Below are 16,847 nucleotides of genomic sequence, written 5' to 3' on the forward strand. Positions count from 1 at the left end.
TGCATATTTGACCGTTTGTGATGATCCGCATTTTTCATGCCTTAATCACAAAGTTAACAATAAGGTCTTAGTGCGAGCCATGACAAGGTTCAGGGTTATTTTTATTCTTGTTAGAATGCCTGCGTTTTTTATTCATGCCTCAAATAAATTTTCGAATAAATTCCATGAAAGAAAGGATAACAATCTCGGTATCGTCTATTCATGGCACGCAGCATTTCCAGTTTGGAAAATGGTTTCGCCATGTGCTCAAGGGCTTGGGATATTGTATGGCTGTCAGCCTGATTGTGACTGGCGGGGTGATCTACTATCTGAAGAATGAAGTGGATTTCGCCAAGATCAAACAGCGGGAGATCGAAACAAAATCCATGTCTTTGAGTGAGGAAGTGACGTCGCTCAAAGAGCTTAAGGACAACTTGGAAAGCGACCTGGTGGAGCGCGAAGAGCGCATCAATCTGGTGGCTGATCGTCTGGGCGACTTAGAGAAAGTTCTCGGAGTCGAAGAGGGGGCCGGTGCACTGGAAACCCGTCTGGACGCGGCAGCCATCACGTCGTCGGTTCGAATGGTGATGTTAACCCAAATCCCCAGCGGATCGCCTGTTCAGCATGCACGTATTTCGTCAGGATATGGCAAGCGTAAACATCCCGTGACCGGGAAAATGAAATTTCACCGCGGTCAGGATTTTGCCGTCAACATTGGTACGCCTGTCTATGCTCCGGCTGATGGGGTGGTAGAAGTCGTCCGACCCAGCAACAAGGGGAGTGGTAACTTTCTCCGCCTGCAGCATGCTTACGGTTTCTCCAGTTCGTATTCGCACTTACAGAAGTTCAAAGTGCAAAGTGGCGATTTTGTGCAGAAAGGCGATCTGATTGGCTACTCTGGTAACAGTGGTTTGTCGTCGGGCCCACACCTGCACTATGAAGTTCGTTTTGTTGGCCGGCCGTTAAACCCCCGACCATTTGTTGACTGGGGGGTAGACAATTTCGAGACACTATTTAGTAATGTAAGAGGTATTCGATGGGAATCTTTGGTAGACAAAGTCGAGTTAAGAGTCAGCAGTCAGCTACAACTGTCATCGCAAAAGGCTGTGCAATTAGCGGACAGCTCCAGTTAGAATGCGATATCCAGGTAGACGGTTCTATCGACGGGGCCGTCGAAGTGGAAAAAAGTCTGGTGATCAGTGAATCCGGTTTGGTCAGTGGTGAAATCCGTGCCGAACGTGTGATCATCAACGGCGAATTTGAAGGCACCTGTTATGCTGACGTAATCGAGATCCTGAGCCGTGGCCGGGTAAGTGGCACCATTTACAGTGACAACCTCAGTATTGAGCCGGGAGGCAAGTTCCATGGCGTGACCCATGCCGGGCAGTACAGTCAGTCTGAGCGTCAGGTGGTGGACTTGTGCGATGCGAAAGCGGCTGCCGAAGCCTGATTGAACCCACGATGCACCGACAAAAGCCACGCACTTGCGTGGCTTTTGTATTTGGGGGCGCGCGGTTTGAACACGTGTGCAACGAACAGAGAGGGCCCGTATGGGGCTGACTTTGGAACCCATGTCATGTTTGTGGCGCAATGTAGCAAGCCAACTGGTCATACCGGTATAATCGGACGCAATCAATACAGGATGTAGGCATTATTTCCTCGCCAAACGACGTTTCTTTCACCTAATGAAACGGCTTGGATATAAAGCATTTAATATTTTTCGTCCATGGCCGATACAATAAGTATCAATAGAGCAGAAGTCATTAGATGAGTATTATCGGAATAGCGATCGGCGCCACAGGACTGGCACTGATATTAGTGTTCCTCTGGATGTTGTCGCTGTCATTGCGCAAAAAGCGTCTGGAAGAAGAGAAACGTCAGCGAGAGCTGGCGTATCGTCGTGCGCTGGAAAAAAACAAGCAGCGAGAGCGGCAGGAGCGCATCCTCAAGGCTGAAGAAGGGCATGTCCCAACCATTCTGTTTTTGGCCAAAGAAGCTGAACGCACCAACATCAAAGAAGCGCTGCACTGGTACACCAAAGCCGCGAAGCTCGACAGCATTAATGGCATGTACGGCATTGTTCGTCTCAGCCAGAAAATGCGGGAAGATCTGGTGCTGAAAGAACAGGCTAAGTTCTGGCAAAATTGCATCTCAGCACTGGAGGGCAATGCCTCAGCCAAATATGACATGGCGTTGGCGCTGTTTCACGGGCGGGGAACGGATCAAAACGTATTGAAAGCGACTTCCGTGATGCAAGAAGCGGCGGAAGAAAAAAACATCGATGCAATACTTTTTCTTGGCGAGTGGTGCGTTTCCGCGAATAACCCACAACGTAAACCTCAGGATTCGACTTATTGGTACAAACGTGCGGCGCAGCTTAACAGCCTGGAAGGGCGTATGCGCCTTGGGTTGAATTATCTGCATGGGGTTGGCGTTTCTGCGGATCACAATAAAGGTTGCTACTGGTTAGAACGGGCTGCAGAAAAGGGACATGTTCAGGCGATGTATCACGCGGGTGAAGCCTGGATGGACAGAGGGAGCAAAGGCAACGCAATCGCGTATATCTGGTTGTTCCTGTCGGCGTATTTTGGTTATGAGCCGGCAAAAGCACTGCGTGATCAGGTGGGCGCTAATTTAGGGGTCGATTCTGTAGTCGGGTTGCAATCTCTGGTTCGGCCAATCATCAAGAAAATGGCGGCGGGAACCGTCAGTAAGCACTCTGTGATCCGGGTATTGAACAAACTCTACAAACGTGGCATCCAGTTGCCACAAGATGCCACTGACAGTGAGCTACTGAGCGATGACAGTGAGCTGGACGAAGAGTTACTCAGTCGCGCAGCGGACACAACGCAGTCTCAGCCGCAACCTGAACCACAGCCTCCTGAGCCAGAATCTCCACCGCCTAAAATGGACTTCAGCGCCGGTTTTAAGTTGTAGAATCGCATCGGATAGACACAAAAAAGCCCCGGTATCAAACCGGGGCTTTTGCATGTTTGGCGGCTTATTCTGCTGCCAGTCGCTTCTGCTCTTTTCTGTGTTGCGCTTTGCACACAGCGGCAGTGAACACAACGTCAGTGGAGCTGTTCAAAGCGGTTTCTGCTGAATCCTGGATAACACCAATGATAAAGCCTACCGCCACGACTTGCATCGCCACTTCGTTTGGAATACCAAACAGGCCACATGCCAGAGGAATCAGTAACAAAGAACCACCCGCAACGCCTGAAGCGCCACAAGCTGAAACTGCAGCCACAATGCTCAGCAGCAGTGCGGTCAGGATATCCACTTCAATACCCAGCGTATGCACAGCCGCCAGAGTCAGCACTGTAATGGTGATGGCGGCTCCAGCCATGTTGATTGTTGCACCCAACGGGATAGACACTGAGTAGGTGTCTTCATCCAGTTTCAGCTTTTCACACAGTGCCATGTTCACCGGGATATTTGCGGCACTTGAACGGGTAAAGAATGCCGTAACACCACTTTCGCGCAGACACTGCAGTACCAGTGGGTAAGGGTTTTCACCGGTTTTCACCAAAACGATAATCGGGTTTACCACCAGAGCGATGATCAGCATCGCACCCAGCAATACACCCAGAAGCTGCGCGTAGCCAGACAGAGCTTCAAAACCTGTGGTGGCCAGCGTAGACGCAACCAGACCAAAGATACCAAACGGTGCCAAGCGGATAATGAAGCGAACGATTTGAGACACGCCGTGACTCAGATCTTCAAATACCGCTTTGGTGGTCGCTGATGCGTGGTGCAGAGCCAAGCCCAGACCCACCGCCCATGCCAGGATACCGATATAGTTGGCGCTCATCAGCGCATTCACTGGGTTATCGACCAGTTTGAACAGCAGGGTATTCAGAACTTCACCGATGCCTTGTGGTGGCGTTGTCCCTTCAGCGCCTGACACCAGAGTCAGTGTGGTAGGGAACATAAAGCTCATGGCGACAGCGGTCAGTGCGGCGGTGAATGTACCGAACAGGTACAAAACCACGATAGGGCGCATATAGGTGTGTTGGTTTTTCTTTTGGTTGGCAATAGAAGCTGCCACCAGAATAAAGACCAGAATAGGAGCGACGGCTTTCAGCGCTCCGACGAACAGGCTTCCGAGTAAACCCACATCTTGTGCACGTTCCGGAGCCAGGAGCGCCAGCACGCTGCCGAGTACGATACCCGCCAGGATTTGGAGAACCAGGTTTCCACGCGCAAAACGGGCGAAAATATTGTTGCGATGCATAGTTATCCCTGCAATGAATCAATCTCTAAAATTATAGTGATGTCAGCTATTGAAAACTGAGGATGACAATAATAGTGGCTCAAGATGATGTGTCTAGAATTAATTGAGAATTAGCACAGCTAATTGCAAAAATGCTGTATATGTAACATTTTATGTTGTTGATTGTTTCGCGCTTGTTATTGATGCGTTGTAGGGAGATTGTTGTAGGAAATTATTCACCCGGCAGGTTACCGGGTGAATCGTAGCGCGTTAGTGGTTTTGCTTGAGTTTGCGTTTGTCTGACTGCACGGAACGATACATTTTACCCAGTTGTTTAAACTTGGCTCGCTGTTGAGCCAGGCTCGAGCTGTTATGGGCTTGTTCACGCAGCAGCTTGAAATAATTCCTCAGGCGACGCTCTTCCAGCTCACCACGATCGACGGCCTGAGTCACAGCGCAGCCGGGTTCCCCCTGGTGGTGGCAATCGTTGAACCGGCACTGCTGAGCGAGCTGCTCGATATCTGCGAACGCCTCACTGACGCCTGCGGCGCAGTCTGCCAATTGCAATTCGCGCATTCCCGGGGTGTCAATCAGAACCGCCCCCGATGGCATGAAGTGCAACGAACGTGACGTGGTTGTATGGCGCCCTTTGCTGTCGTCTTCACGGATCGAACCGGTGTCCTGTTCCGTTGTGCCCATCAAGGTATTCACCAGCGTCGATTTTCCGACCCCTGAAGAGCCCATAAAGGCCACGGTTTGCCCAGGTTGACACCAAGGGGACAGTCGGGCACAACTGTCTGCGTCAAGGCCGTTTACGGCTTCGACACACAGCAGGGGGCTCAAGGCTCTGACTTGCGCGGTTTTCGCTTCCGCGTCATCGCATAAATCGAGTTTACTCAGAACGATGACGGGCTCACTGCCTGCTTCGTGTGCCAAAGCCAGGTAACGTTCGATCCGGCTGAGGTTAAAATCAAGATTCAGTGAACAGACAATAAAGACGCTATCGACATTGGCTGCAATAAGTTGCTCGGCGATTTTACTCCCAGCGGCCTTACGACTGAATAGCGACGAACGCTCTAACGTTCGCAGGAACTGCTCATTTGGGTCGAGCAGTAACCAGTCGCCCACCGTCATTGCAGGTTGCGAATGATGGATAGGCAAGTGGTGCTCGCCGAGTTCGCTGAGCAGTGTGTAGCCGCTTCGCTGATGAGCCGTAACGCGCGCAACGGTCGCGTGTTCGAGTTCATCGAGTAATAGTTGTTGTTGAAAGACAGGTTGCCAACCCAGTTGGCGTAATGATAAATGATGTTTCATTGCTTTTCCCTAGCCACAGAGTAACGTCTCTGTGCCATTGATATGCAGAGATATTAGGGTCGAATGAACAAAAAACAGACCCCGGTCTAAGGACACCGGGCAAATTTAGGAGGGGAAGAAAGGAATAGAGTGAAAGTGAGTGTTCGCTTTACTTCGCCTGACTTGCCGGGTGGATACGTAATACAATCATCAGATTCTCCTTATGTTTAATCAGTTAACGGCGCGATGATAACAAAACAGGCGGGAAGAGTCTCACCTGTTTTGCTGTTTTTTCGCCAATTATTGATGGCTGTGCTGCATTTTTTTCATGCCGCTCATGACTTTTTTCACTGGCGCCTGGAAGCTTAGCTTTTCACCGTTGGCGAAGGTAACTTCAACATCAATGTTCTCACCTTCTGCCAGTGGCTGCTTAAGATCAAACAACATGATATGTAAACTGCCAGGCTTGAGTTCGGCCATGCCGTGGGCTGGCAGTTTGATTTTTTCTATCTGACGCATTTGCATCACATCGCCGTCGTGGATCACGTCGTGCAGTTCTACTTTGCCTGCCGCTGGTGTCGAAACGGAAACAATGTAGCGGTCCTCATCGCCTTGGTTCATGAACTGGGCGAAGATGGCACTGGTTGGGGCGTTTGGTGGCGTCGCGCGCGCATAGGCATCGTGAGCCATGATGTCAGAGTTTGCGTAGGCCAACGGGCTGAGAGCCAAAGAGGCCAATAGCAGAGCTTTAAGCTTCATATTATTTTCCTTGTACTGAGCTGGTTACCGACTCGATAGCTGCCACAATCGGTGCCGGTGTCTGAGTGTGCGGCACTTTTGTAATCAGTGTGCCGTCTGGTTTGAGGAAGTAGAAGTAAGAGCTGTGATCCAGCGTGTACTTCAGTTCCGAATCTTTCAGTTCCGTTTTACGGAAAATGACGCCATAGCTGTGCGCCAGTGGTTTGGTCACTGCCAGTGGCGCCGACAGGCCTTCGATTGCCTTGTGGAAGTATTGAGCGTATTGATACGAGTCATCCGCTTTATCGCGTTCTGGATCCAGTGAAACGAATACTGGGCGTAGTTTTGCCAGCGTGTCCGGGTCGATCTGGTTGAGGGCACCGGCCAGCATGGCCAGTGACGTCGGACAGACATCTGGACAGCGGGTAAAACCAAAATACACGATGCGGATACGCTCATCGCGGGTATCAAAAAGATGCACCGGTTGGTCGTTCTGGCCGAACAGCACGGTTTCCTGTGGTGAGGCTGGTTGTTGCTCTGTGGCAACTGGGCTATCGGGCTGAGAATCGAGGTAGGTTTTGACACCATATCCTAAGGCAAAAGCCGCGACCAAAATCAGAGACCAGTTTCTACTCATCTTTTCATCCTTATTGCAGGGTAAACGGTTTGATGACCGTCGGACAACTCGCCCAGCCAGGTCATTTCATTTTGAGTGCAGACTGGCAGAAGTACTTCGCCTTCATAACGCTGGTTGCCAACTGCTTTCAGCACGAAGCGTGCTCGCCCCATTTCCATTTCCAACCCTTCCAAATCTAAGCGCAGTGTTTCAGACTGGGCTTGTGGCCACTGCACCGAGATCTGCACCGGCACCAGCGGCTGAGCCGTATTCTGGTTGAGTGTCATGGTGACATTGGATTGAGAGCAGGGCTGAGAAGACAACACGCAATATTGGTCGAGAGAGAGACGACTGTCTCCCGTGTCAAACCAGCGGGCAATGTCTGAGGCGAAAAAGCCGACAGCCAGTGCCAGAGCAATTCCAGCCAGTTTAATCACCGTGTGCATGACGAGGGTCCGATTACTTGAAAATGAAGATGTTAGCACAGGCGAGGGGAAGTCGTTGAGTGAAAGAGATAAAATATGTCAATAATCAAACGTGGGGCCCGAAGGCCCCGTGTTCTATGCCGCGTGCTTAGACATCACGGTTTTCGGCGAATTTCTCCAGCCCCAGTACCAGAGCAAAAGCGCACAGCATCAAAACAATGGCGATCCCCAGTTGTGCCGGCTGAGAGGTGATGTGTTCAAATTCAAACGGTGTGAGGTTGTGTTGAAGTAAGGGGACTTGTTCCCCTTTGGAGTTGATGCGCCAACTGATGGTTTCTTTCCACGGCCAGATTTTTGGCAACGTGCCCAGCATCAAACCAGTCAGGAACGTCAGAGTGAAGTCACGAAAGCGCTTTAGCAGCCAGGACAACAGATGAGAAAAAGTGAGCAGGCCAATCACACAGCCCCCCAGAAATAGCGCCAGTATATCAATCTGAACCGCTTTGACTGCACCTAAAACGGGCGCGTACATGCCTATCAACAGCAAGATGAAACTACCGGAAATACCCGGAAGGATCATTGCACAGATGGCGATCGCTCCTGCCATCAACACGTTGAGGCTGGTTGGCTCGATTTCGAGCGGATTGAGCACGGTAATCGAGTAGGCAAATGCGACCCCGGCCAAGGCAAATAGCAACAGCAACGGACGTTTATGCTCTATCTGACGCAGCATGTGGTACACCGATACCAGAATCAGGCCGAAGAAAAAGGACCAGATTGGAATCGGATGAGTGACCAGTAGCCAGGAAATAAGCTTTGCCAGCGTTGCAATGCTGGTCAGGATACCGCCAAACAGTGCAATCAGAAACAGCCCGTTAATATGATTAAACGCAGCTTTAAATCCTTCGCGGCGCCACAGCCCGATTAAGCTCGGGTTAACGCGCCGGATACTCTCTAACAAGGTATCGTAGATGCCGGTAATAAAAGCGATCGTACCACCGGACACGCCCGGAACGACATCGGCTGCGCCCATCGCAAGCCCTTTGAGGAACGTAGTAATGTAATTCATTCTTTCTCTTCGGTTCAGTGAATTGTGCCGAGTATAACCTCAAACCCCTCAACTCTGTCCAGCGCCCACCGTCTCAATCAGGTTAACTCTGTGGTGCTGAAATGGAAGAGGAGCGGGACGTAACTAAATACCATAGCGTCCGATCGATCCGGCTTATTGCTGTTCCATATTGCATTCACATGCATAATGCATTTGCAAATTGCAACAAAGCGCTACCCAATCTGGTAAATAATGAGTACAACGTTGCATATTTGGGCTGTTTTAAACATGGCATGCAACCTGCATTACTTAACGTAATCCCGGTTGCGACCGGGGTTACCTAGCCAACTGACGTTGTTAGTGAATGATTTTGTTCACACTTTATTTGAGCCAATCGCGGTTATTGCGGTTGGCTTTTTTTCTTTCTCAGTAATGGGATACTGTCCCGGTTTACACTTCCTCTTCGATTGAAATCTCGCGTAAAACTCGACAAATCGCTCGGGTTTCTTTAATAATGTCCGCTTTCACTTTGCTCTGACATTGGTTTAGAGTGGAACTTGTCTGTTGTAAGCTCTTGATATAGAGCTATTTTTAGAGGTTATTATTCGATAGGCAATCATTGAAATAACAAGAGCTGTCAATTTGGTGTCAGGCACCAACTGACTTTGCTCTGGCTCGTTAGGGAAGATGAGTGAGAACAATAAAGAGGTTATATGAATCACGTATTGTCGGTGGGACCACTGGAATCTTTCTTAATCGCTATCAGCGTGCTGTTTCTGGGTCATTTCATAAACACCAAAATTCCCGTTTTAAAGAAATTTAACATTCCCGAACCGATTGTCGGCGGATTGATCGTTGCAGTGTTGATCACTGCCCTACATTTTCAGGGTGTCGATCTGGAATTCTCTCTGCCGTTGCAGAACACTTTTATGTTGATGTTCTTCAGTACGGTCGGCCTAGCGGCTAACTATACCCAGTTGATGAAAGGTGGGGCGAAAGTCTTCATTTTCCTGGGGGTCGCGTCGTTCTACATCATCATTCAGAATGGTGTCGGTGTCTCTTTGGCAACGGCATTGGGTTTGGACCCGTTGATGGGATTGATTGCTGGGTCTATCACCTTATCGGGCGGTCATGGCACCGGCGCAGCCTGGTCACAAACGTTTGCCGAAAACTATGGTTTGTCCAACACGTTGGAAATTGCGATGGCGTCGGCCACGTTTGGTTTGATTATCGGTGGCATCATCGGTAGTCCGGTGGCGCAGAAACTGATTGAAAAACATGAATTTGAGTCTGAGTATGGACGCGGTGTCCGTACCCATGAGCGCTTTCCTGAGGTCGTCACGTACAACGAATACGAAGAAGACAAAGTTACGGCGAAGAAAGTCATCGAAGTGCTGTTTATTTTGCTGCTTTGTGTGACGGGGGCGAAGTATCTGGAGCAATGGGTCAGCAGCTTCGACATCAAATGGTTGATGATTCCAGACTTTGTATACGCTCTGTTTATCGGGGTGTTCATCACTAACGTTCTGGAAGTGTCCAAAGTTCGCACCATAGATGCAGAAACGGTCGATATTCTTGGCACTGTGTCGTTGTCGCTGTTTTTGGCGATGGCGCTGATGAGCCTCAAGCTGTGGAATATTTTTGATTTGGCGGTGCCGTTTCTGCTCATTCTCGCGGTGCAGTCGGTGGTGCTGGGCCTGTTTGCCTATTTTGTCACGTTTAAAGTGATGGGCAGCAACTATGACGCGGCGGTGATGTCGGGAGGACATTGTGGCTTCGGTTTGGGCGCTACACCCACTGCGGTAATGAACATGGGGTCGCTGGTGAATAAATATGGCCCGTCGCCTCAGGCCTTTATGGTGGTACCGATTGTGGGCGCGTTCTTTATCGATATCGTCAACCTGATCATTTTGCAGGGTTACATCTCGTTTATTGGTTAACGTAATCTGACACAAAAAAGGTTCTGCACTGCAGAGCCTTTTTTGTGGAACTAACTGGATCGAAGCGTCAGTTTCGTGCCGTCAAACTTGAGCTGAGCGAGCAGGTTGCGCGCATTGGTCATGCCTTGCTCGTCAAATTGCAACCCATAGCGAGAGTAGTGCTTTGAGCGTTGCAGATTGCAGACTTTGCCGTACAGCGGTGAAAAAACGTTTTGCTCTTTGTTGTTGGCGTTCAACTCAATCGCGATTTCATCCCCCACCAGGAAAGTACGCCCTAACGGTGCGGTGATAAAACGGCAGCCGCTTTTTGACAAATCGCGGATTTCACACTCCGAACGATAATCTCCCAATATCACTTTACCCGGCAGGTTTACTTCGTAGCGTGGCTCTTTGCGCAGTTGCGTCACTTGCATGGTACCGGGAACGGAAATGGCCACCATGCTGACGGGTTCACGCACGAAATGGGTCAGTTGGCTACGAAAATGCACCAGAGCCCCTTCCCCGCGTGGAGAGATCGCCCGGACGGTCAGCCAGAAGCCTTCCTGAAAGAAAAAGTTGATGTCGTCGTCGGAGATCTTGGGGATCTCAATCAGGATCAGATTGCTGGAATGGGTGCCGATAAACGCGGTTTTGCAGCGAAAGGTTGTGCCAACAGGTGTGGTGATGCCTATGGTCATTTCACTGCCATGTTCCAACATCGCCAGCGCGTCTGTGCTGTTGAGTGTGGAAACGGTTTTGTTTCCCCGTTGTATCTCGTTTTTTGCCACTGCCTGTGTGTTCATCTAGCCTCCGTTGCGTCAGCCATTTTTGTTATAGTTAGGCTGGTTTAACGATTTTATTGCCGACGCGGCGAATATTCAATTTGTCAGCCGTCAATAATTGAGCGTTCTGTCAAAAAATTGAAGGGTGAATACGATGAATGAAATAATTCATGATGCCGAGCGCGGCGAATTTCGGGTCCGTCTGGAACTGGGGTTTGAGGCGCTGGTTCGATACCAGTTGGAAGGGAATGTCATGGCGATCACTTCGACCCGGGTGCCGGATGAGCTGCAAGGGAAAGGATACGGTAAAGTCATGATGGAAACGGTATTGCCTGAGATTGAACAAATGGGCCTGACCGTACGTCCGGTTTGCAGTTACGTTGAGCACTATCTCAACCGCCATCCTCAATGGGCGCACTTGGTGGCGAAACCGTGACACTCGACGAATATGCCAGTTTACTCGCACCACTGGGTATCGAACAGGTTTCCCGGTGCGACGTGCTGCAGACTCTGTGGGGCGGATACGGCGAACTGGTGCGGCTATCGGTCAGAGGTGCGCACGGGCCCAGTGTGATCGTAAAACACATCCGTTTGCCTAAACCCACATGCCATCCGCGAGGCTGGAACACTGATCGAGCCCACCAACGCAAGCTGTCTTCCTATCAGGTTGAGTGTCGCTGGTATCAGGACTATGCCGGCCAATGTCTGTCAAACACGCCGGTGCCGCGTCCGCTGCAGATTGAATGGCAGGATCAGGAGATGTTGCTGGTCATAGAGGATCTGCGTACTCTGGGGTATACCAAGGTCAGTCAACAGGCAACGCCGACGCAAATTCAGTCTGTGTTGCGTTGGCTGGCGTGGTTTCATGCCAGTCACATCGGGTCTCCGGCGGACGGATTGTGGGACAATGGCACATACTGGCATCTGGCGACGCGTCCAGATGAGTTGGCTGCGTTGGATGACAGTAGGTTAAAGCGCGCAGCCGCAAAACTGGATCGCCTCTTGAGCGAAGCGCCGTATCAGACACTGGTTCACGGCGACGCCAAACTGGCTAACTTTTGCTTCCGGGCCGACGACAGAGGCGCGGCGGCGGTTGACTTTCAGTACGTTGGCCGTGGTTGTGCGATGAAAGACGTGGCGTTGTTTATCAGCAGTGCGGTGGAACCTGCGCAGTGTGCCGAACTCGAAAGTGCCTTGCTCGACCGTTATTTCCGTTATCTCACACAGGCATTGCAACATTGTCGTCCAGAACTGTCTGCACATCAGGTTGAACGTGCCTGGCGGCCACTGTTTGCGTTGGCATGGGCCGATTTTCAGCGTTTTATTAAGGGGTGGAGTCCGGGGCACTGGAAAATTAACCCGTACACTGAAGCGTTGACCGAACGGGCATTAGACGTGGTAGAGGCTCACCGTGGGTAAGCCTCTTTGCGCCGTTTAATCAAAAGCGGCAACGCGCCATGTAGTAGGTATTGATGTACCTGCCGTGTCGAAACGCCGAGCCCTTGGCTTCCCCTTCAATTTCGAAACCAAATTTTTTGTAGCAGGCGATCGCTTTCTCATTATCGCTGTTGACTTCAATTTCGACGCGTTTGACCTGTAGCCAGTTGTCCGCCAGATCCAACACGGTTTCGATCAGTTTAGAGCCGACGCCAAGCCCGTGGAATTCATCATGCACCCCAATGCCAAAGCTGGCGCAATGCGCACGTCGTGGTCGTTGATTGTGCTCAAAGCCGATATTTCCGACGACTTGACCGTCTACCTCGGCAACAAAGGAATACACGCCTTCAGGAATGGATTCGAGTCGTTTCGTCCACATCGCGAGCGAAGGGCTTGGCAGTTGCAGGGTTTCTGCCTGAGCGCTGGGCTGTGAATAGATTTCGCATAGGGCAGCAGCGTCACTCACCTGAGTTGGACGAACGAGTATTTCCATAAGAGGCTCCTTTTATTATTGACCACCAATGTAACGTTAACCAGATGAAATGCAAACAGATTCTTATCCAGCGCGGCACGTCACACTCAGGGCAACCAGAGCGTGATCACTGCTGTCCCCATCGATCGCGTAATCAGGGTTAACCAGATGTTTGTCTATTACCTGATAGCGCAAGATATCGGCGAGACAAAATGACGAAGAGGAGCGAAATTCATCGGAGACTAAGATGTAATCGAGTACGCTGCCCTGAGGGCCAGCGTAATGAGTGAAAGGGCGTGTAACCTCTTGATCGCTGAACAAATGCCAAGCGTCATGCAGATGGTAGCGGGCGTAAGGTTGTGGGTCTTGTCGGTACGGGCCGTTCGAGCGTAAAGCGGCAAACTCGCCGCTGTGGTAATCGGCGTTGAAATCCCCCATCACCAGACACGGGCGTTGCGATTGTTGCTTTGTAGTGACGAGAGACTGATGCAGGCAGTGCGCTTCCCAGCCTCTTTGGATACTTGACTGCCAGCGGCCAGCCAGCTCTTGCCGCCACACACATTCAGATGTCGTGTCCGATAAAAGCTCGCCTTCCATGGGCCGTTGAGATTTAAAATGCACGATATACACATCGGTATGGCCAATCACTGGTAACGTAATGACCGCGTGCAAGGGCTCTCTGCTGAACGTAAAACGGTCGGGAGACAGGACACGTTGGATGCGGGTTGCGGATTCAATTGGGTAGCGAGAGGCGATTGCTACGACGGGGTGCGTGTAAATGTAGTCGTCGGCGATATGTGGCCCGTCAACGGTGGCAAAATAAGCATAACCAAGGCGACGCAATTGAGCTTGCAGGGCTTTGGGGCTGAACACCTCCTGAAAGCCGACGACATCTGCATTAACCTGCTTGAGTTGTCTCTCCAGCCAGTCACACTTTTTCTGCCACTGAACCTGCGTGTAGATATTGCCAAAGTCATAGAACGCATTCGGCGGTTCAACATAGTTGAACAAATTCATGGTGGCAAAAGTGAGTGTGGTGACAGGCTCTGACATTCAGGGTTCCGGATTGTGATGTTAAGATTTTTTACGCAAATGATTGCGGTTTGGTTAAATTCCGCTTTAAGATCGCATTTTACGTTGTGTAGAGACACTATTATGAATCAGGCTCCCGCCAGTTGGAAAACTCCCCAGAACTTTTTGTTAATTATCTCGATTATTGTCCCGATCGCGTTTTCTAGCTGGATGGCGCTACTGAATAACTTTGTGGTTGAAAAGGCGCATTTTGATGGCGCGGATATCGGTTTATTGCAGAGTGTCCGTGAAATTCCTGGCTTTCTTGCTTTCACCGCTGTCTTTGTATTGTTGTTTATTCGAGAGCAGCGTTTCATGCTGCTTGCACTGGCGATGTTGACCATAGGCACCGCCATCACGGGGTTGTTTCCGTCTCTGTTTGGTTTGTTGATGACGACCTTGTTAATGTCGACAGGGTTCCACTACTTCGAAACGCTTAAACAGTCGCTGTCGTTGCAGTGGTTGAACAAAGATGAGGCGCCCGAGATGTTGGGGAAACTCATCTCGGTTGGTGCTCTTGCATCGTTGCTGACTTACGGAGCACTGTGGATCATGCTGGAGGTCGTTCAGCTTGATTTTGCCTGGGTGTATATGATTTCCGGAGGTGTTGGACTGGCGCTGGTTCTCTGGATAGCGCTGGCGTTTCCGGAATTTCGCTCCGAAACGCCGCAGAACAAGAAACTGGTGCTGCGCAAGCGTTACTGGTTGTATTACGCCCTGACCTTCATGAGCGGAGCAAGACGACAAATCTTCACCGTTTTTGCCGGTTTCCTGATGGTGGAAAAGTTCGGCTACTCAGCGGCCGACATCACGTTATTGTTTTTGATTAACTACCTGTTTAACTTTTTGTTTGCCAAGCGAATCGGCCGTTTTATCGGTGTCGTGGGTGAGCGCAAAGCGCTGATGTTTGAATACACAGGTTTGATCCTGGTGTTTGTGGGGTATGCCATGGTCACCACTGCGGAATGGGCGGCAGCATTGTACGTGGTCGATCACCTGTTCTTCGCGTTGGCACTGGCGATAAAAACCTATTTCCAGAAAATTGCGGATCCGGCGGATATGGCCTCGACCGCGGGCGTATCGTTCACCATTAACCACATTGCGGCGGTTGTCATTCCGGTAACCTTTGGCTTGATCTGGTTGGTGTCTCCGGCGGCTGTGTTCTATATTGGCGCGGGCATGGCTTTGGTGTCACTGGTGTTATCGCTCAATATTCCCGGTAAGCCACAGGAAGGGAATGAAGTGCGGGTGTTGCGCTGGAGCTAGCGTTTGGCCTGAACAAACAAAGCAGCGCTTAGCGCTGCTTTGTGGTTTTGGGAGCGGGTATCAGTGGTCTAAGTAAAGATAGTTCTGCCAGCTTTTCATTCGAATCAACACCTTACGCATGATCGCCACGTGCTCAAAATGGTCTGAATACACCGCTACTTCGAAGGCGGTTCCCAGCGGCAGATTGAATTCGGAGATGTCATCCGTCATTTTCAGTTTGACCATCACACGACCGTTGGTGCGCAGCGCCTCAGTGCCGAGCAATACTCCACGGGCCTGGATCTGGCCTTCACCAATCGCCGGGATGACTTCAATCACTTCGCCCCGAAATACCCGACCAGGAATGGCACGGAACAAAAACTCGGCTTTGAATCCGGGCTCGATTCGTTGCAAAGAATTTTGCCGGAATGCGGCGGCGTAATAGCGATCTTCTGTGTTGACGTAGGTCATCGCCGGAGCAAGGGGCAGCGGGACGGCCATTAACCCGGGGCGCAGAGCGACCTGAGTCGCGAAACCGCCCGTAGGGGCCCGGACGATGGTTTGCTCCAGGTTAAACTCGGCTTTTCTCAGTTGGGCGAGCAGACTGGCGACTGCGGTGTTTTCCCCTCCGATTTCGGAGTCCAGAGCAAGCTGAGCTTGCTTCACTCGCTGAGCGGCGGCCTTCACGCTGGCTTCAGAGGCTTTGTAGGCTTGCTGACGAGTGTCGAGATCCTGCGCGGTAAACGCGCCTCTTGCATAACCGCGTCTATAACGGATGAATTCACGTTCTGCTTTATCACGTTCAGCGATGGCTTGTTCTTCTTCCGCGACCGCGGCCAGTAAGTCAGATTGCAGGCTCAGTGCACCCTGGCTGGCTTCTTTCACCTGAGCCTTGAGTTTATCGACCTCGGCCTGGAAAGGTGTTGGATCGATTTTAAACAGCACATCGCCCTGTTCTAACGGTACATTCGGTTGCACTGGCACTTCGATCACCCGCCCGCGGACGCCGGAGACTATCGGTGTGGTGGTGTACACCTGGTTGCCGAACTGACTGAATGGGTGGTTGTAGTTCATCAATAGAATTAACGTGCCGATCAAGGCAATGCCGCCGAGTACGGCGGTGGGTACTGTCCATTTATTGAGAGGGATTTTAAAGATTTTAAAAATGGCAATACACAGCGCGGTGTAGGTCAGAACTAAAAGTAAATCCATTACTGCGCTCCTTGGTGATCGTCAGCCTGAGAGGACTTAGGCGCGTCGGCCGATTGCTGAGCTTTCAGCGTGGCGACTTCTTGTTGTAATTGGCTGACCTGATCAATCAACGATTCGACCCGGTGATGCAGATCGTGCTGCTCCGCTTCCAGTTTTTGAAATCCCCAGCCACGCTCTTTGCGCCACAGCGTGGCCCAGATCCAGAGAAATGGCCACAGGGCATGCAGTGTGAATAAGCTGACCCAGCCAGCATAGTGAATGGCATCTTGGTGCGGATGTTCGCGCTCTTTGGCTATTTCATACGGAATATCGTGAATAACAATGATGCCGTAAAAAATCACCAGAGCGACAAATATCAACAGGCCCAGCGCGATGTAATCGAGAAGCATATTGG

General features: G+C 50.9%; 18 protein-coding genes. 7 read left to right on the forward strand and 11 right to left on the reverse strand.

What is annotated here, in order from left to right; translation table 11 throughout:
* Nucleotides 1–164: 164 nt before the first annotated feature.
* From CAG65_RS01575 to CAG65_RS01585, 3 genes are all read left to right on the forward strand, one after another.
* On the forward strand, nucleotides 165–1,112 hold the full coding sequence (locus CAG65_RS01575; RefSeq protein WP_161451705.1) for a M23 family metallopeptidase: 948 nt from the start codon (nucleotides 165–167) through the stop codon (nucleotides 1,110–1,112).
* An 8-nt stretch (nucleotides 1,113–1,120) separates the two neighbouring features.
* Nucleotides 1,121–1,429, forward strand: a complete 309-nt coding sequence (locus tag CAG65_RS01580) for a bactofilin family protein (RefSeq protein ID WP_040902879.1) — start codon at nucleotides 1,121–1,123, stop codon at nucleotides 1,427–1,429.
* A gap of 317 nt (nucleotides 1,430–1,746) precedes the next feature.
* Nucleotides 1,747–2,916, forward strand: a complete 1,170-nt coding sequence (locus CAG65_RS01585; protein WP_161451707.1) for a tetratricopeptide repeat protein — start codon at nucleotides 1,747–1,749, stop codon at nucleotides 2,914–2,916.
* A 64-nt stretch (nucleotides 2,917–2,980) separates the two neighbouring features.
* Here CAG65_RS01585 and sstT read toward each other — a convergent pair whose 3' ends face one another.
* The 6 genes from sstT to CAG65_RS01615 all read right to left on the reverse strand — a co-directional run bounded on the left by sstT (nucleotide 2,981) and on the right by CAG65_RS01615 (nucleotide 8,336).
* A complete protein-coding gene (sstT, locus tag CAG65_RS01590; RefSeq protein WP_161451709.1) occupies nucleotides 2,981–4,216 on the reverse strand; it encodes a serine/threonine transporter SstT in 1,236 nt (411 codons plus the stop codon).
* 249 nt (nucleotides 4,217–4,465) lie between these two features.
* Entirely contained in the window at nucleotides 4,466–5,509 is a 1,044-nt protein-coding gene (gene rsgA, locus CAG65_RS01595) for a ribosome small subunit-dependent GTPase A (protein ID WP_161451710.1), read from the reverse strand.
* Between the two features lie 279 nt (nucleotides 5,510–5,788).
* Nucleotides 5,789–6,247 carry a copper chaperone PCu(A)C gene (locus CAG65_RS01600; protein ID WP_021706252.1) on the reverse strand — a complete coding sequence of 153 codons (459 nt, stop codon included), beginning with the start codon at nucleotides 6,245–6,247 and terminating at the stop codon, nucleotides 5,789–5,791.
* Between the two features lies 1 nt (nucleotide 6,248).
* Nucleotides 6,249–6,863, reverse strand: coding sequence for an SCO family protein (locus tag CAG65_RS01605; protein WP_161451712.1), 615 nt, complete (start codon nucleotides 6,861–6,863; stop codon nucleotides 6,249–6,251).
* The gene (locus CAG65_RS01610) at nucleotides 6,860–7,288 is read right to left on the reverse strand and encodes a hypothetical protein (protein ID WP_021706250.1); all 429 of its coding nucleotides are present in this window, start codon (nucleotides 7,286–7,288) and stop codon (nucleotides 6,860–6,862) included. The genes CAG65_RS01605 and CAG65_RS01610 overlap by 4 nt, the downstream gene beginning before the upstream one ends.
* A 127-nt stretch (nucleotides 7,289–7,415) precedes the next feature.
* Nucleotides 7,416–8,336, reverse strand: coding sequence for a DUF368 domain-containing protein (locus CAG65_RS01615; protein ID WP_161451715.1), 921 nt, complete (start codon nucleotides 8,334–8,336; stop codon nucleotides 7,416–7,418).
* 692 nt (nucleotides 8,337–9,028) lie between these two features.
* Between CAG65_RS01615 and gltS the strand changes: the two genes are divergently transcribed.
* Entirely contained in the window at nucleotides 9,029–10,255 is a 1,227-nt protein-coding gene (gene gltS / locus CAG65_RS01620) for a sodium/glutamate symporter (protein ID WP_161451717.1), read from the forward strand.
* A 50-nt stretch (nucleotides 10,256–10,305) separates the two neighbouring features.
* Here gltS and CAG65_RS01625 read toward each other — a convergent pair whose 3' ends face one another.
* Nucleotides 10,306–11,037: a flagellar brake protein gene (locus tag CAG65_RS01625; protein WP_161451719.1), complete on the reverse strand. Its 732-nt coding sequence runs from the start codon at nucleotides 11,035–11,037 to the stop codon at nucleotides 10,306–10,308.
* A 133-nt stretch (nucleotides 11,038–11,170) separates the two neighbouring features.
* Between CAG65_RS01625 and CAG65_RS01630 the strand changes: the two genes are divergently transcribed.
* On the forward strand, nucleotides 11,171–11,452 hold the full coding sequence (locus CAG65_RS01630) for a GNAT family N-acetyltransferase (protein ID WP_161451721.1): 282 nt from the start codon (nucleotides 11,171–11,173) through the stop codon (nucleotides 11,450–11,452).
* Nucleotides 11,425–12,435, forward strand: a complete 1,011-nt coding sequence (locus tag CAG65_RS01635; protein ID WP_161451723.1) for a phosphotransferase — start codon at nucleotides 11,425–11,427, stop codon at nucleotides 12,433–12,435. The genes CAG65_RS01630 and CAG65_RS01635 overlap by 28 nt, the downstream gene beginning before the upstream one ends.
* A 19-nt stretch (nucleotides 12,436–12,454) precedes the next feature.
* Here the strand turns inward: CAG65_RS01635 and CAG65_RS01640 are convergent, their stop codons facing one another.
* Nucleotides 12,455–12,946, reverse strand: coding sequence for a GNAT family N-acetyltransferase (locus CAG65_RS01640; RefSeq protein WP_021706244.1), 492 nt, complete (start codon nucleotides 12,944–12,946; stop codon nucleotides 12,455–12,457).
* A 63-nt stretch (nucleotides 12,947–13,009) separates the two neighbouring features.
* Nucleotides 13,010–13,978, reverse strand: a complete 969-nt coding sequence (locus tag CAG65_RS01645; protein ID WP_021706243.1) for an endonuclease/exonuclease/phosphatase family protein — start codon at nucleotides 13,976–13,978, stop codon at nucleotides 13,010–13,012.
* Between the two features lie 102 nt (nucleotides 13,979–14,080).
* Here CAG65_RS01645 and CAG65_RS01650 point away from each other — a divergent pair, with 102 nt between their 5' ends.
* The gene (locus CAG65_RS01650; RefSeq protein ID WP_021706242.1) at nucleotides 14,081–15,262 is read left to right on the forward strand and encodes an MFS transporter; all 1,182 of its coding nucleotides are present in this window, start codon (nucleotides 14,081–14,083) and stop codon (nucleotides 15,260–15,262) included.
* A gap of 60 nt (nucleotides 15,263–15,322) precedes the next feature.
* On the opposite strand, the gene CAG65_RS01655 is transcribed toward CAG65_RS01650, so the two are convergent.
* Nucleotides 15,323–16,453, reverse strand: a complete 1,131-nt coding sequence (locus CAG65_RS01655) for an HlyD family secretion protein (RefSeq protein WP_021706241.1) — start codon at nucleotides 16,451–16,453, stop codon at nucleotides 15,323–15,325.
* A complete protein-coding gene (locus tag CAG65_RS01660; protein ID WP_021706240.1) occupies nucleotides 16,453–16,842 on the reverse strand; it encodes a DUF3302 domain-containing protein in 390 nt (129 codons plus the stop codon). The genes CAG65_RS01655 and CAG65_RS01660 overlap by 1 nt, the downstream gene beginning before the upstream one ends.
* Nucleotides 16,843–16,847: the final 5 nt, after the last annotated feature.

Source organism: Vibrio sp. V39_P1S14PM300, assembly GCF_009904765.1.
In the GTDB taxonomy this organism is placed as follows: Bacteria; Pseudomonadota; Gammaproteobacteria; order Enterobacterales; family Vibrionaceae; genus Vibrio; species Vibrio proteolyticus.

Bases quoted from the DNA above. Each gene is read 5' to 3' on its own strand.
- CAG65_RS01575 (WP_161451705.1), top strand. From the start codon at position 165: ATGAAAGAAAGGATAACAATCTCGGTATCGTCTATTCATGGCACGCAG.
- CAG65_RS01585 (WP_161451707.1), top strand. From the start codon at position 1,747: ATGAGTATTATCGGAATAGCGATCGGCGCCACAGGACTGGCACTGATA.
- sstT (WP_161451709.1), bottom strand. From the start codon at position 4,216: ATGCATCGCAACAATATTTTCGCCCGTTTTGCGCGTGGAAACCTGGTT.
- rsgA (WP_161451710.1), bottom strand. From the start codon at position 5,509: ATGAAACATCATTTATCATTACGCCAACTGGGTTGGCAACCTGTCTTT.
- CAG65_RS01600 (WP_021706252.1), bottom strand. From the start codon at position 6,247: ATGAAGCTTAAAGCTCTGCTATTGGCCTCTTTGGCTCTCAGCCCGTTG.
- CAG65_RS01605 (WP_161451712.1), bottom strand. From the start codon at position 6,863: ATGAGTAGAAACTGGTCTCTGATTTTGGTCGCGGCTTTTGCCTTAGGA.
- CAG65_RS01610 (WP_021706250.1), bottom strand. From the start codon at position 7,288: ATGCACACGGTGATTAAACTGGCTGGAATTGCTCTGGCACTGGCTGTC.
- CAG65_RS01615 (WP_161451715.1), bottom strand. From the start codon at position 8,336: ATGAATTACATTACTACGTTCCTCAAAGGGCTTGCGATGGGCGCAGCC.
- gltS (WP_161451717.1), top strand. From the start codon at position 9,029: ATGAATCACGTATTGTCGGTGGGACCACTGGAATCTTTCTTAATCGCT.
- CAG65_RS01625 (WP_161451719.1), bottom strand. From the start codon at position 11,037: ATGAACACACAGGCAGTGGCAAAAAACGAGATACAACGGGGAAACAAA.
- CAG65_RS01630 (WP_161451721.1), top strand. From the start codon at position 11,171: ATGAATGAAATAATTCATGATGCCGAGCGCGGCGAATTTCGGGTCCGT.
- CAG65_RS01635 (WP_161451723.1), top strand. From the start codon at position 11,425: ATGGGCGCACTTGGTGGCGAAACCGTGACACTCGACGAATATGCCAGT.
- CAG65_RS01640 (WP_021706244.1), bottom strand. From the start codon at position 12,946: ATGGAAATACTCGTTCGTCCAACTCAGGTGAGTGACGCTGCTGCCCTA.
- CAG65_RS01645 (WP_021706243.1), bottom strand. From the start codon at position 13,978: ATGTCAGAGCCTGTCACCACACTCACTTTTGCCACCATGAATTTGTTC.
- CAG65_RS01650 (WP_021706242.1), top strand. From the start codon at position 14,081: ATGAATCAGGCTCCCGCCAGTTGGAAAACTCCCCAGAACTTTTTGTTA.
- CAG65_RS01655 (WP_021706241.1), bottom strand. From the start codon at position 16,453: ATGGATTTACTTTTAGTTCTGACCTACACCGCGCTGTGTATTGCCATT.
- CAG65_RS01660 (WP_021706240.1), bottom strand. From the start codon at position 16,842: ATGCTTCTCGATTACATCGCGCTGGGCCTGTTGATATTTGTCGCTCTG.